The organism is Kurthia massiliensis, assembly GCF_000285555.1.
In the GTDB taxonomy this organism is placed as follows: Bacteria; Bacillota; Bacilli; order Bacillales_A; family Planococcaceae; genus Kurthia; species Kurthia massiliensis.
Window position 1 is genome coordinate 160,797 of record NZ_HE610996.1, and the last position, 14,996, is coordinate 175,792.

The window sequence follows — 14,996 nt, forward strand, 5'->3', positions numbered from 1 at the left end:
AATAAGAATCATTGCTCTTTTTGTATTAATTGTTGTATGTTTCGTCTAATTCGCGTTTTTTCATACGTAACATTAAATCATCGACAGCATCAAGTGGTGCTTTTCCTTCGAATAATACACTATATAATGCGTTCGCAATCGGTAATGAAACGTCATATTTCTCCGCTAATTGATGCGCCGCTTTCGCTGTGCGCACCCCTTCAACGACCATACCCATTTCGTCTAAAATTTGATCTAACTTTTTGCCTTCTCCGAGTTTGAACCCTGCGCGATAGTTACGTGAATGGACAGATGTACATGTCACGATTAAATCGCCCATACCGGTTAAGCCCATAAACGTTAAAGGCTGAGCCCCCATCTTTACACCAAGACGTGAAATTTCAGCAAGCCCACGCGTAATGAGTGCCGCTTTTGCGTTATCGCCATAACCGATGCCATCAATAGCACCTGCAGCAAGCGCAATGACGTTTTTAAGCGCGCCACCGACTTCAACGCCGATCACGTCTTGGTTCGTGTAAACACGGAAATAAGCGTTCATGAATAGGTCTTGTACACGTTCCGCTGCTGTTAAGTTTTCACACGCTGCCGCGACGGTCGTCGGGTGATGTTTGACAACTTCTTCTGCATGGCTAGGACCTGATAACACAACTAAATCACTGATGTATTCAGTTGCTAATTCCTGTCGCATAATGTCCGAAATACGCATCAGCGTACCTGGTTCAATACCTTTAGATACATGAACGAAAAGTGTTGGCGCTGTAATATGTGCCATAATCTTTTGGCATGTTTCACGAATACCAGCTGTCGGTACAGCCATGACAATGACATCTGCATGATGAACCGCTGCCTTAATATCCGATGTTGCCTTTAAATTCGTTGGTAATGTAACGTCTGGCAAGTATTTTGCATTCGTATGGTGATCTTGAATTTCCGCTGCTTGATCTGCTCGATGCGACCAAATTAGCGTATCATGCCCATTGTCTGCTAACACTGTCGCAAGTGCTGTGCCCCATGAGCCAGCACCAAGTACAGTTACTTTTTCCATCGTTATCGCTCCTTTAGTCTCGTGCGCGTGTAATAATACGGATTGGTGTTCCTTCGAAATCGAATGTATCACGAATACGGTTTTCTAAGAAACGCTCGTACGTAAAGTGCATTAGTTCAGCATCATTTACAAATACAACAAATGTTGGTGGTTGAATCGCTACTTGTGTACCGTAGTAAATACGTAGACGACGACCTTTATCTGTTGGTGCTGGGTTACGTGCGATCGCATCCATGATGACTTCGTTTAAGATACTAGATTGTACACGCATTGTGTGGTTTGCTTGTACGCGGTTAATAACTGGTAATAAGTCGTGTACACGTTTACCTGTTTTCGCAGATGTGAAAACGATTGGTGCGTAATCTAAATATTGGAATTGGTCACGAATTTCTTCGATTTTTGCATTCATCGTTTTTTCGTCTTTCACGACTGCATCCCATTTGTTCATGACGATAATAATTGCTTTACCCGCTTCGTGCGCGTAACCTGCGATTTTTTTATCTTGTTCTTGAATGCCTTCTTCACCGTTTAACACGACTAAAACAACGTCTGAGCGTTCAATTGCTCGCATCGCACGTAATACTGAATACTTTTCAGTTGTTTCGTACACTTTCCCTTTTTTACGCATACCTGCTGTATCGATAATAACGTACTCTTGATCACCGTATACGTACGGTGTATCGATCGCGTCACGTGTCGTACCTGCAACGTCTGATACGATAACACGTTGGTCACCTAAAATAGCGTTTACTAATGATGATTTACCGACGTTTGGACGACCGATAAGTGAGAACTTGATGACACCTTCATCGTAATCTGTATCATCTTGTTCTGGGAAATGTTTCGCACATTCGTCTAGTAAATCCCCTAGGCCTAAACCATGAGAACCTGAAATTGGGTACGGATCGCCAAAGCCTAATGAATAGAAGTCCCAAATCATATCACGCATGTCAGGGTTATCGATTTTGTTGACTGCTAATACGACTGGTTTGTTTGATTTGTATAAAATTTTCGCTACTTGTTCGTCTTCAAGCGTTACACCTTCACGACCGTTTGTCATGAAAATAATTACGTCCGCTTCATCGATAGCGACTTCTGCTTGTTGGCGGATTTCTTCTAGGAATGGTTCATCCCCAAGTTGGATACCACCTGTATCAATAATGTTAAAATCGTGTGTTAACCATTCTGCTGAGCTATAAATACGGTCACGAGTAACACCCGCTACGTCCTCAACGATAGAAATGCGTTCACCGGCGATACGATTGAAAATAGTAGATTTCCCTACGTTCGGACGGCCGACGATTGCGATGACTGGTTTCGTCATAGTTTAATTCATCCTTCCAGCTTGTATATCTTTTTATTGTGCAACAAAAAAGATGATGGTACGGAAACGCCCATCACCTAATCCGTATACTTCCCATTTGTATTTTCATTTTAACAAAGTTACGTCTTAATGAAAAGAAAAAACAGGTGAATTCCTCAGAAGTCACCTGTTTCCTTCATTATTTATCGTCTGTTTTAAAGTTCTTTAATTGCTCACCTAGTAGGTCACCAAATGAGAAACCACTTTCTTGTTCAGGTAACTCGTATGAGTCCTCTTCAGGCTCATCTTGTTCCTCTTTTTCAAGTAGTTCACGAATGCTAAGCGCAAGACGTTTTTCATCCTCGCTCACTTCTAGCACTTTCACTTGTACCTCTTGACCTTCTTGTAACATTTCATGTGGCGTATTAATATGCTTATGGGCAATTTGTGAAATGTGTACAAGACCTTCAACACCTGGGAATACTTCAACGAAAGCACCGAACGTTACTAAACGGCGCACAACACCGTCAAGCACTGCTCCTTTTGGTGCTTTCTCTTCAATACCTTCCCATGGACCAGGTAACGTATCTTTAATAGATAGCGAGATACGCTCGTTTACAGGATCAACAGATAATACTTTCACTTTCACTTGTTGGCCTTCTTTTAGCACATCGTATACGTTCGAAACGTGCTCATGTGCCACTTGTGAAATGTGTACGAGACCATCAACACCACCGATATCAACGAATGCACCGAACGCTGCGATACGTTGCACCGTACCGTCTAATACATCGCCTTCTTTAATCGTGTTAATAACCTCTACTTTTTTCTCTGCTTTTTCTTCTTCTAATACCGCACGATGCGATAAAATGAGTCGATTTTTTTCTTGATCCATTTCAACGATTTTAAACTTTAATGATTTACCTTTATAATCGTCGAATGTTTCTACGAAATAATCTTCTACTAATGAAGCTGGAACGAAACCGCGGACACCTAGATCAACGACTAGTCCACCCTTAACGACATCTTTTACTTCCGCTTCAATTACTTCGCCATCATCGAATTTTTCTTTTAGTGTTTTCCACGCTGCTACGGCATCGACTTGACGTTTTGAAAGTACATAATTTCCTGTGCCTTCTGAATCAGTTGATGGCTCTTCTACCTTTTTCACCATCACGTCGAATTCATCCCCTACTGAAACAGCGTCAGATGCTTTTTCGACATGTAAGCTTGATAATTCACTGATTGGAATAATCCCATCGTATTTCGCATTTGGAATCGAAACAATGACGCGATTATCCTCTACAGCCTCTACTCTTGCTTTCACGATGTCACCATCATGTAATTCTTTTACTTCATTCAGATTCATTTCTTCAGACATATGTAATCCTCCTTCACATCGATTACCTTTATTTTAGTTGATACAACGCTTAAAAACAAAAATTAGCTGTTTAAGAAGCACTATTTTTATTTTTGTTGGTATTCATCTAGAATCGCTTGGATATTAGACATAATGACCGCTGTTACTTCTTCGGCTTTTGCACGACGTTCACGATATGGCGTCATATCAATCGGCTTACCAAAAACAACTGTAATCGGATGGAAGCGTCTATAAGGTCCAATGACGGCACACGGTAACACAACTGCATCGCCACCACGTAGCGCGAAAAATCCTGCGCCACTAAAGCCTTCTCCTAACTTGCCATCTTTACTGCGATGACCTTCTGGGAATAGGCCGACAACTTCGCCACCTTTAAGTAGGTTTAAAGCCGTCCGTAGTGCTTGTCGATCACTTAAGCCTCGTTTAACAGGAAAAGCATTAATCTTAGGTAGTATACCCTTAAGTACTGGCACTTTAAACAATTCTTCTTTCGCCATGAAATTTAATGAACGAGGTGACGCAATACCTACAACGGGCGGATCCCAATTCGAAATGTGGTTCGAACATAGGAGAACGCCGCCTTCTTTTGGAAAATTTTCTTTTCCAATCACTTTTACGCGATAAACTGGAGAAATCATCGTTTTAACAACGCCACGTGCAAACTGATAGAATTCCATATTTATGCCATCCTTTCACTCGCTAATTTTAAAATTGCATCTGCTGCTTCTGTAATAGATAGTTCTGTTGTGTCTAAGAAAATGGCATCGTCTGCTTGAACAAGTGGTGATGCTTCACGTTCGCTATCTAATTTATCACGTAGCGCGATTTCTTCTTGTAGCTTTTCAATAGAAGATTCGATGCCACGGTTGTTGTTGTCTTCAAAGCGACGACGTGCACGTTCTTCTACTGTTGCGGACATATATACTTTTAATTCTGCTGCTGGTAATACAGCTGTACCGATATCGCGGCCGTCCATTACGACACCACCACGTGATGCCATATCTTGTTGTAAGCCGACCATTACTTCACGCATTGCTGCATGCGCCGCTACTTTTGAAACGTTTGACGAAATATTTGGGAAGCGGATTTCTTCAGATACGTCTTCTCCATCTAAAAGGACGCGTTGACCGTTTTCAGATGGTTTTAATTCGATTGTTGATTGTTTTAATAAATCTGCAATCGCTTGTTCTGAATCTAAATCTGTATTTGTGCGTAAAGCTTTTAATGTTAATGCGCGATACATCGCACCGGTATCAATATATGTGTATTGGAGTTTTTCAGCAGCAATTTTCGCTACTGTACTTTTACCAGCGCCTGCTGGTCCATCAATGGCAATTTGAATATTTTTCACTGTTATTTTCCTCGCTTTCTTTCTAAAGTAGTATTTTATCATACAATACGTACAGATGCGCAGTCTGAATCAATAAAAAAATGAGCACCTTTTTAAAGGTACTCACTCTCGTTAAAGCAACATTTCTTTGCGATGATTAATTAGTTGTCGTTCGAAGCAAAAGCGTGTAATGATTTTGCGATCTACTTCATCTGTATCGATAAATTGAATCGGTACAATTGTTTGTTCATCCTTTTCAATAAGACGAATAATTTCCCCCGTCGCATGTACATACTGTGTACCGTCCTCTTCTTTCATAAACGGTAGGACGAGCGTTAATTCTACTTCATCACCTGGTTGAAGTGGCAATTCACGATTTAAATAAATCGCTAATCCGCCTGCACTAACATCAGCTGTGACAAATTGATAAAATTGTTCATCATATTTAAGTGCTACATCGATTGCTGTTTCGACGCGTACATATTCACGACGTTGAATTTTTTCAACTTCTTCATCTGTCGGAAGCGCAAGTCGCAGCATCGGAATATTCGTTTTTTTACGACCTAAAATTTTCGTGTAAAACGTATAGGCAGCACTTTTTCCATCGACAAATGTAACGCGGAATGTTTCCCCTACATTTAAATACATCGTACGTTTTGTAGATTGATGAATAGGATAATCAATCAGAATTTCATCAGCTTCCACATCGACGACGCGACAGCTATATTTTTCAGTTTCCTCTTGATTGACTGGCTCAAGTGTTAAGTTTGTTCCAATTTTCACTTCCATCTTTCGCCCTCCTCTTATACGTTCATTTCATTCTTAATGAACATATTATACACGAAATTACTCCTATAAACTACTATTCGACCAGGATTTTTTTGTCTATTTTTCATTTTTTATAGGTCTTTTCAATCATCATCAACACTAAATGTTCATGAGCACGTTTTACTTTATGCAATCCAAACAGCCATAAAAAAATCATAAACGGAATAATGATGTAATCCCATTTCCCAGGCAATAATAACGTGGCATTATAAATGATATGAAGTGTCATCGGCACACCTAACGCTAGCGCCAGCCATGTCTTTTCGCTTCGCAAACGTGAAAATTTCGCTTTTCCTAAATAAAAGCCCATTACAACGCCAAACAATGCGTGACTCGATACGGGTAGTAAAGCACGCATTAATGCTGTATCAACGCCATATGACAATAAATATAGGACATTTTCAACCGTTGCAAATCCTAACGATAGCGAAACGCCATATAAAATCCCATCGTACGGATCATCAAATTCTATATGATGATAAATAACGAGCATTAATAAAAACCATTTAAAAAACTCTTCTATGATACCGGTAAAGAAAACATCTTGTATAATAGGATGTGTAAAAATATGTTCTGCTTCGCACACATATTGAATAAATAAAATAGGAAACGTTAATGCAGCGCCGTAAATGAATGCTTGCAATAAGTTACGTGGTTCGGTCGCCATTTGATTGCGCAAATAAAAGAAACTCAAAAGCGCCAACCCCGGTGCAATGGCGACGGGTAGCAAAATAAGCATCTCGTTCTCCCTTCACCGTTTTTTTCTATTATATATTATTGGAGGTTTAGGATGAAAAAGAAAATATTACTGATTCATACAGGTGGTACCATTTCCATGCATGTAAGTGAAGATACAGGTGCAGTTGTGCCTGATCAAGTAAATCCACTAACGAAAGAACATGAAAAATTAGAACGTCTTGCTGCGATTACGGAAATTGAAGCATTCAATTTACCATCTCCGCATATGACACCTAAACATATGTTGAAACTGCGTGACATTATTATCGACCAATTAGCGCACGCGGCATTTGACGGTGTCGTCATTACACACGGTACAGATACATTAGAAGAAACAGCTTACTTTTTAGATTTAACAACAAAATTTGAATCTCCAATCGTCTTAACCGGTGCGATGCGTTCTTCTAACGAACTTGGCGCAGACGGACTATATAACCTCGTCGCAGCAATTCGCGTTGCAGGCGATGATGACGCACGCGGCAAAGGGGTACTCGTCGTCATGAACGATGAAATTCATCACGCTGCGAATGTGACGAAAACATCGACATCTTCTGTCGCAACGTTCCAATCGCCACAATATGGTCCGATTGGGCTTGTAACCAAAACGACGATTCACTTCCACCATGCACCAATCATTCGTGAGTATGTTAACGTCCAATCTTTAACGAAACGTGTCGCCATGTTAAAAGTATATGCGGGTATGGATGCCGATATCGTTGATGCCGTATTAGCTTCTGGTTATGATGGGCTCGTGCTAGAAGGACTTGGACAAGGTAATGTACCACCTGCTGTCGTTCCAAGCATTCAACGTCTATTGGAAAAACGTATTCCAATCGTTCTCGTTTCTCGTTGCTTTAATGGCATTGCACAAGGTGTATACGGCTATGAAGGTGGCGGTAAACAACTTGAAGATATGGGCGTCATGTATACGACTGGTTTAAATGGTCCGAAAGCGCGCTTACGTTTATTAATTGGTTTGAATCAACATGACCAACCACTTGAAATGTCTCGATTTTTCGAATAATAAAAAGCGATATCACGCCATTTCGGCATGATATCGCTTTTTTGATTTTATGTCCGTTATTTCGCTTTACGTGCGACGTATTCTTCTGACGCGCGTACCCAGTTTTGTTTCGTAATATCGTGGGCTGTTGCCGGATCGTGATGTTCAAGGGCATCAATTAAACGTTCATGCTCAGACACCGATGCCGCCGTTAAGATAATCGAATTATGGAAAAATAAACGCCGTACGTGCGCCTGGAAATTTGCTACAGGATTTGCAATATATTCATTTTCTGCTTCTTGAATAATTAGCGTATGTAACTCATCATCTAATTTAAGCGCCAAGTAAAAATTTTGTTGTTCAATCGCTTGTTCAAACTCTGCATTTTTCTCACGTAATTGTGCGATAAAAGCAGGCTTCGTTTCTTTACGTGCAACTTCTTCAGCAGCGAGCGCTTGTAAAGATGCAAGGACGGGTAAAATCTTTTCGACGTCCTCATTATTCACCGCTGTGACTTGCGTCGCTACACCTGGGTGCATTTCAACGAACCCTTGTGCATTCAGCAATTGAAGCGCTTCACGCACAGGTGTACGACTGACACCTAAAGCAGTTGCAAGTTCAGCATCATTTAGTTTTTCTAACGGTTGTAATGTACCATCAATAATCCATTCTTGTAATTGGGAAAATGCACGTTCTTTCGCTGATAGACGCGCAGGTTTCATAAAATCTTTTGGTATTGGCATCGTGTCACCTCTCTCGAATTCTATATATTGCATACATTATAAACTACAATTGAACACGTGACAAATGACGCCATAACAAACTTTAAGTCATTGCGATATATTGCATGTATAAACGCAACAAAAAAAAGCACTACTTAGCAAAGTAGCGCTTAAATGATGATATTATTTTTTCGCGATGCACGTAGCAATTTGCCCGCCATGGAAGCGACCATTTTCAATGAAAATTTCATTGGCGTTGTTACCTGCAGCGATAACACCTGCGATAAATAAACCTTCGACATTTGTTTCCATCGTTTCAGGATCAAATGTTGGGCGACCTGTTTCGGCATCTACTGTTACGCCCATTTCACGAATGAAGCTATGATCTGGGTGATAACCTGTCATTGCAAACACGAAATCGTTTGAAATCGTGCGCTTTTCACCATCAACGGTTAATGTCACCGTTGATGCATCAATTTTGTCCACACTCGTATTAAAGAGCATTTGAATATGACCGTCACGTGCTAGCGCCGCAAAATCTGGTAACACCCACGGTTTAATACTCGATGAATACTCACTACCACGATAAGCAACTGTTACACGCGCGCCTGCTTTATGAAGTGCAAGTCCTGCATCAATCGCTGAATTTTTACCACCGATTACTAGCACATCTGTATCAAAGTAAGGGTGTCCTTCTTTGAAATAGTGCATTACTTTCGGTAAGTCTTCTCCGTCTATGCCCATGTAATTCGGGTGATCGTAGTAACCTGTCGCAATAACAACGTACTTCGTTTCATACGTATCTTTAGACGTTTTCACAGTAAATGTGTCGTCCACTTTATGCACATGCTCTACTGTTTCAAAACGGTGAATTTGAATATTTTTACGTTTTACAACTTCTCGGTAGTAAACAAGTGCTTGATTACGCTTCGGTTTTTGACCTTCGATAATGAATGGTACATCACCAATCGCTAATTTTTCACTTGATGAGAAAAATGTTTGGTGTGTAGGGTAGTTGTAAATTGCATTGACAATATTCCCTTTTTCAATAACGATCGGATTTAAACCAATTTCTTGTAAAGCAATCGCTGCCGCTAAGCCACAAGGGCCGCCACCAACGATAATCGCATCTTCTTGACGCATCATAAGTCATCTCTCTTTACATCAAAATATTTGTCGAATCTATTTTACTACATATTCTGTATTTGTCACTTCAAGGACCTTCCCATTTTTCACTTTTAAGACACTATGAACGTAATGCGGTTGAATCGTATGTTAGATAAATAACTCCCGCTATTGCTTACTATATCATTTAACAAAAATGAAAAACAGGTACCCTAGATGGATACCTGCTTAAATTTAAATTAAATAATGGCGATTACATTGGTAATGCGATTTTAACGCCCGCTTTTACTTTATCTGATGATAAGCCGTTTAATTGGCGAATTGCACCAGCTTTTGCTGTCGTGCCGTAGTATTTTAATGAAATACTTTGAACGGTTTCACCTGCTGACGTATTGTGTAAATAACCTTTTTGGATTGCTTGACGGTAAGCTGCGCTTGCTGTATTTGGTACTGCACCAGCCGCCGCTTTTGCTGCTGCTTCTTTTTCAGCTTTTTCTTTTGCGGCTTTTTCAGCTGCTGCTCTTGCCGCTGCTTCTTTCGCAGCCTTTTCTTTCGCAGCTTTCTCGGCTGCTGCTCTTGCTGCTGCCTCTTTTGCCGCTGCTTCTTTCGCAGCTTTCTCGGCTGCAATTTTTTCAGCTTTCTCTTTTGCAGCCTTTTCTTTTGCGGCTTGCTCAGCTGCTTCTTTTTCAGCTTTCTCTTTCGCAGCCTTTTCCTTTGCCGCTTTTTCAGCCGCTTCTTTTTCTTCGGCTTCTTTTTGCGCTTTCGCCGCTGCTTCTGCTTTTGCTTGTTCTACCTTTTTGGCTTCAGATTCATCATCTGTCGTTGCTTTTGTTGAATCTGTATTGTTATTGTTCGTTTGGACATTGACATCCTTATTGTTTAAATCTTGTGTCGCTTTGTCACCGGAATTTGCAATAAAACCAAAATACACGAGAATCAATACAGGCACGAGAACGAAAACACTACCTAATATTGTTACTAATTTATTATTATGTTTTTTCTGTTGTTCGTTACGTGATGATCTACGTGTAGCACGTCCGGGATTTGTCGTTGTGCTTGCGCCGTCCACCTTAATCGATTGGCGGTGTGCTTCAACTTTATCTCGATAATTATTTTGAGACATTTTGATCCCCCTTTTTTCTAACCATAACATATTATAGTATGGCTTCCACACTTTGAAAAGTATTCATCTTATTGCTCAGTGAATTGGCAATAAGCGATTTAAACGCGTTGCCCAATCTGCTATTCTTTTTTCGTCACTTTTCACTTCGTAAGGGCCGATCACTTCTTCTCGTTTCAACCCACAAAACGAGCAACAATTGGACGTTTTTTCCACTTGTTGTTCATCAAAGTATGTGACGAGCCCTTGCCGAATGCAGCCTGACGTAAGAATGTGAACAACTTCTGACACTTGTTGTTTTTTACCATTTGCTAAGCTACGAATCTTCACTTCAACGTCTTGTAACGGTAAATGCTGCATCCAATAATCTAACACTCTAAAAGCTGTTTCTGTCATTATACCTTGCGCAACCATTTGAGCAAGTTGCCCAGTGTGACGCATTTGGTCGTATTGCTCGATATGCCAGCGCGTCGGTAAATCGAGCGTTGCGACTTCGAGCGTCCGTTCCGCATCAGCTCGTTCGTAGTATAACGTCACAAGCGCATCTTTCCCATCTCGTCCAGCACGTCCCACTTCTTGCATGTAACTCGCTACACTCTGTGGGAAATGGTCATGAATAATTTGCCGTACATTTTGTTTATGAATGCCCATTCCAAAAGCATTCGTTGCACAAATCCACTCAAGCTCACCTTGCATAAATTGATGTTGTACAAGCTGGCGGTCTTGATGTTCCATCCCACCATGGTAATACGTAGCGCGCACACCTGCTTGTTGCAGCATCGTCGCATATTCTATCGTCTTTTTACGCGATTGCGTATATAAAATACCAGGGCCTTCAAACTGCGTCACTTGCTCTATAATATGACGTGCTTTTTCAAATGGCGCGACTTCAATTGCTTCATAATGTAAATTTGGACGGTCAATAGAGTGGATGAAATGTTTTGTTTCTTCCATATTTAAATAATGTTCAATATCTGCAATGATCGGTTTCGTCGCTGTCGCGCTAAGTGCTAAAATCGGTGGGCGATTGTTTGGCAAGCTCGTCGCGATTTGTAAATATTCTGGTCGAAAATCAAATCCCCACTGTGAAATACAGTGCGCTTCATCAACGACAATCAATCCAAGTTTCATTGTAGCTAAACGTTCCTTTATAGCTTGGCTCGCGAGCATTTCAGGTGATAAAAATAAAAAGCGATATTGATCGAAATGTTGCCAGACAAACTGTTTATCTTCCGCTGATAAAAATGAGTTCAACGCAGCGACGCGCTTTTCTCCAAACTGTTTGAGCTGTTCTACTTGGTCTTGCATTAATGATAATAACGGCGAAATGATGATTGTGGTTCCTTCCACTACATAACCAGGCAATTGATAACAAAGAGATTTCCCCATACCTGTCGGTAAAAGTGCTAATGTATCGTGACCCGCAAGAACCGATTCAATGATAGCTTCTTGCCCTTCACGAAATGACGTATATCCGAAGCGTGATTGTAAAATGTGATGTAAGTCCACTTACGATTCCCCCTTTGATGCGAGTACGAGGCGAATTTGGAAGTAACTCATATGTGGCATCGCCTCTTTTAACGCGCGCAATTTCGTCGTATTTAACGCTTTTGCATGTTGTTTTATCGTTTGGGCATCTGCTTCACTCACGAACTGATGCAATGGAAATTGCGGATCATTCATCGCCATTTCTGCAAAGTGATCTTCAATTGTACTCCCTTTTAGACGACGGTACTGTGCAATTTGTTCGAGCGTATATCCTTTATAAAAAAGTTCTGCTGTTTTTTGCGTAGATTGCGTCAATACTTGTTCAATGCGAATTTGTTGCGCCAAATCATGAATAAGTGGCGCATGTTCGCGCGCGTCATTGATCACGCTATGTAAGCAACTAACAAACAATAGTTGCAAGCTCCATACGTCTTCATCAAACTGTTCACTTAGTTGATGCCACGTCAAACCACTTTCTCCGTAACCACTAAGGCGATAAACGAATAATTGTTTCGCACAGTCACTTACGTTTGCACGCATTAGTAGATGTTGAAGCTGTTGTGCAAATTGTCGTTGAAAAGAAACGGATTGAAATTCGTGATATTGTAAATATCCTTTGACAAAACGTTGTGTCGTGCCATCACGCTCAATTGGAATGAAACGCATCGTATGCGGTAAAAACGACAATGTTTGAACGACTAACGATAGTCGTCTAAAAAAAATATGCTCGCGACCACGGAAATGCCAACCGTCAAAACCAGGAGCTTGAAAGTTTTCAATCAATGCATATCCTTTTTCAGTAACGCTCACATTTTCATCCGTCAAAAGTATGAACTGTTCCTGAATTAGTTTTTCGATATATGTATCGTATTGAGTCTTATCAAGTTTTGGTGTTATACTGAAAAAAGGATGTAACTGAAAGAGCCCGACATCTTGAATCGTTTGCCCAGACTTCTTCCCTTTAAATAAGTGGTAGACTGCTGAGGCACCACGCTGATTGTTGTATCGGGCAAAAATAGACACGATCAATTGAGTAGCAAACATGTATATTTCCTCCCTGTTCTCATAATTTAGGTTGAAATGTGCAAAAAAGCAACTTAGAATAGTGTAGTAAACATAAATTTAGAGCGAAGATAAAAAGGAGAGATTTTGAATGGCTAAATATACAATCGTCGATAAAGATACTTGTATCGCTTGTGGCGCTTGTGGCGCAGCAGCACCAGACATCTATGATTATGACGACGAAGGCATCGCATTCGTTATTTTAGATGATAACACAGGTACTGTTGAAGTACCAGAAGACTTAATGGAAGACATGGAAGACGCATTTGAAGGTTGTCCAACTGATTCTATTAAAGTAGCTGACGAGACTTTCGATGGCGACGCATTAAAATACGAATAATCACTTACGCTCTACATTTAGTTGTAGAGCGTTTCTTTTTATGTTATATTAGCACCAAGTACTAATATCAACTTACATACAGGAGGACTTTATGGATATTTTACAATTAAAACAAAAAAACGTGATCGTCATGGGGGTTGCGAATGATCGTAGTATCGCCTGGCATATTGCCAAAGCACTTTTTGAAGCAGAAGCACACGTTATTTTCACATATCGTAAAGAACGCTCTCTTTCTAAATTAACGAAATTACTAGCTGATTACGATGACGATCGTTACTCAATCGTACAATGCGACGTTAATAGTGACGAAAGCATGGCAGAAGCTTTCACAAAAATTGGTGAAACATACAACGTCATTTCTGGACTTGTCCATTCTGTCGCATTTGCGCACGCTGAAGATTTAAAAAATAGCTTCGTAGAAACATCTCGTGATGGCTATGCGTTTGCACAAGATACGAGCGCTTATTCACTTATTAAAGCGGCGAACCTCGTACGTCCTTACATGACAGAAGGTGGCTCCATTATTACGATGAGCTATCTTGGCGCTGAACGTGTATTAGATGGCTACAACGTCATGGGTGTTGCAAAAGCGGCATTAGAATCTTCTGTACGCTATTTAGCAGCAGACATTGGCAAACAAAATATTCGCGTGAATGCGATTTCAGCAGGAGCGATTAAAACACTCGCTGCAAAAGGCGTTCCTTCATTCAATAAAATTTTAAATAAAATTGAAGAGTCTGCACCACTTCGTCGTAACATTACACCGCAAGAAGTCGCCAATATGTCTGTCGTGATGCTAAGTCAACTTTCATCAGGTGTTACAGGTGAAGTCATTCACGTAGACGCTGGCTATAACATTTTAGGCATTTAATTTTTTAAGAGGCTGGGACAAAACATTTCATTTTCCTTTTTTAACGTTCGCAACAAAAACCCGGAACCGCGCCACAGCGCGATTCCGGGTTTTCTTATGCTCATTTGAGATGGTGTTTTTACACTTATGTCCCAGCCTCTTTTTTTAAAGTTTTATATTTTTTTGATATGTCAGTATACCTATAATGCACATTCTCGATATAACATCATATGTTTCAGTAAAAAATACAAAAACAAGTCTTATTTCCCTATGAAAAGAGTAATAAAGCTGAAGACATTGTCAAAATGTATCGAATGCTCGGGTTCTCAGTCGCGCTAGATGATTTTGGCACAGGCGTGTCGTCGCTTGCTTATTTAAAGAGCATTCCGATTACGACGTTAAAAATCGATAAATCATTTATCGACGATGTGCCATTGAACGAAAAAGACACACTTATTTTACAATCAATGTTACAACTTGCAGAGTCTTTAAATGTCGAAGTCGTATTAGAAGGCGTCGAAACGAAAACGCAGTTAGACTTTTTAATTCACGCGTGTAAAGCCCCTATTATTCAAGGGTATTACTATTCAAAACCTTTACCAATCGACGAATTTTTAGTGTGGCACGAACAATTTAAAGGTCATTTATTAATTAAACCATC

Annotated in this window: 16 protein-coding genes; 4 read left to right on the top strand and 12 right to left on the bottom strand. The window is 40.4% G+C overall.

Going from position 1 to position 14,996, the window contains the following annotated elements; translation table 11 throughout:
- Nucleotides 1-25: 25 nt before the first annotated feature.
- From KMHG_RS01210 to prsW, 7 genes are all read right to left on the bottom strand, one after another.
- Nucleotides 26-1,045, bottom strand: a complete 1,020-nt coding sequence (locus KMHG_RS01210; protein ID WP_010286128.1) for an NAD(P)H-dependent glycerol-3-phosphate dehydrogenase — start codon at nt 1,043-1,045, stop codon at nt 26-28.
- Nucleotides 1,046-1,058: 13 nt separating this feature from the next.
- Nucleotides 1,059-2,369: a ribosome biogenesis GTPase Der gene (gene der / locus KMHG_RS01215; RefSeq protein WP_010286129.1), complete on the bottom strand. Its 1,311-nt coding sequence runs from the start codon at nt 2,367-2,369 to the stop codon at nt 1,059-1,061.
- 178 nt (nt 2,370-2,547) lie between these two features.
- On the bottom strand, nt 2,548-3,729 hold the full coding sequence (gene rpsA, locus KMHG_RS01220) for a 30S ribosomal protein S1 (RefSeq protein ID WP_010286130.1): 1,182 nt from the start codon (nt 3,727-3,729) through the stop codon (nt 2,548-2,550).
- Between the two features lie 86 nt (nt 3,730-3,815).
- The gene (locus KMHG_RS01225; protein WP_010286132.1) at nt 3,816-4,406 is read right to left on the bottom strand and encodes a lysophospholipid acyltransferase family protein; all 591 of its coding nucleotides are present in this window, start codon (nt 4,404-4,406) and stop codon (nt 3,816-3,818) included.
- 2 nt (nt 4,407-4,408) lie between these two features.
- A complete protein-coding gene (gene cmk / locus KMHG_RS01230; RefSeq protein ID WP_187116255.1) occupies nt 4,409-5,122 on the bottom strand; it encodes a (d)CMP kinase in 714 nt (237 codons plus the stop codon).
- 69 nt (nt 5,123-5,191) lie between these two features.
- Nucleotides 5,192-5,848: a flagellar brake protein gene (locus KMHG_RS01235; protein WP_010286134.1), complete on the bottom strand. Its 657-nt coding sequence runs from the start codon at nt 5,846-5,848 to the stop codon at nt 5,192-5,194.
- 103 nt (nt 5,849-5,951) lie between these two features.
- Entirely contained in the window at nt 5,952-6,626 is a 675-nt protein-coding gene (gene prsW, locus KMHG_RS01240) for a glutamic-type intramembrane protease PrsW (protein ID WP_010286135.1), read from the bottom strand.
- A 51-nt stretch (nt 6,627-6,677) separates the two neighbouring features.
- Between prsW and KMHG_RS01245 the strand changes: the two genes are divergently transcribed.
- Complete coding sequence (locus KMHG_RS01245) at nt 6,678-7,649, top strand: asparaginase (RefSeq protein ID WP_026021964.1); 972 nt, start codon at nt 6,678-6,680, stop codon at nt 7,647-7,649.
- Between the two features lie 56 nt (nt 7,650-7,705).
- Here the strand turns inward: KMHG_RS01245 and KMHG_RS01250 are convergent, their stop codons facing one another.
- The 5 genes from KMHG_RS01250 to KMHG_RS01270 form a co-directional block, all read right to left on the bottom strand.
- Nucleotides 7,706-8,371 carry a GntR family transcriptional regulator gene (locus tag KMHG_RS01250; RefSeq protein WP_010286137.1) on the bottom strand — a complete coding sequence of 222 codons (666 nt, stop codon included), beginning with the start codon at nt 8,369-8,371 and terminating at the stop codon, nt 7,706-7,708.
- A gap of 162 nt (nt 8,372-8,533) precedes the next feature.
- Complete coding sequence (locus KMHG_RS01255) at nt 8,534-9,493, bottom strand: YpdA family putative bacillithiol disulfide reductase (RefSeq protein ID WP_010286138.1); 960 nt, start codon at nt 9,491-9,493, stop codon at nt 8,534-8,536.
- A 235-nt stretch (nt 9,494-9,728) separates the two neighbouring features.
- Nucleotides 9,729-10,598, bottom strand: a complete 870-nt coding sequence (locus KMHG_RS19245; RefSeq protein ID WP_010286139.1) for a LysM peptidoglycan-binding domain-containing protein — start codon at nt 10,596-10,598, stop codon at nt 9,729-9,731.
- Between the two features lie 75 nt (nt 10,599-10,673).
- Complete coding sequence (locus KMHG_RS01265; protein ID WP_010286140.1) at nt 10,674-12,104, bottom strand: RecQ family ATP-dependent DNA helicase; 1,431 nt, start codon at nt 12,102-12,104, stop codon at nt 10,674-10,676.
- On the bottom strand, nt 12,105-13,127 hold the full coding sequence (locus tag KMHG_RS01270) for a YpbB family protein (RefSeq protein ID WP_010286141.1): 1,023 nt from the start codon (nt 13,125-13,127) through the stop codon (nt 12,105-12,107).
- Between the two features lie 109 nt (nt 13,128-13,236).
- Here KMHG_RS01270 and KMHG_RS01275 point away from each other — a divergent pair, with 109 nt between their 5' ends.
- The 3 genes from KMHG_RS01275 to KMHG_RS17225 form a co-directional block, all read left to right on the top strand.
- Nucleotides 13,237-13,485 (top strand): ferredoxin, encoded by a 249-nt coding sequence (locus KMHG_RS01275; RefSeq protein ID WP_010286142.1) that lies wholly within the window; start codon nt 13,237-13,239, stop codon nt 13,483-13,485.
- Nucleotides 13,486-13,576: 91 nt separating this feature from the next.
- Nucleotides 13,577-14,356, top strand: coding sequence for an enoyl-ACP reductase FabI (locus KMHG_RS01280; protein ID WP_010286143.1), 780 nt, complete (start codon nt 13,577-13,579; stop codon nt 14,354-14,356).
- Between the two features lie 284 nt (nt 14,357-14,640).
- A partial coding sequence (locus KMHG_RS17225; RefSeq protein WP_010286145.1) for an EAL domain-containing protein occupies nt 14,641-14,996 on the top strand: 356 nt, incomplete at its 3' end.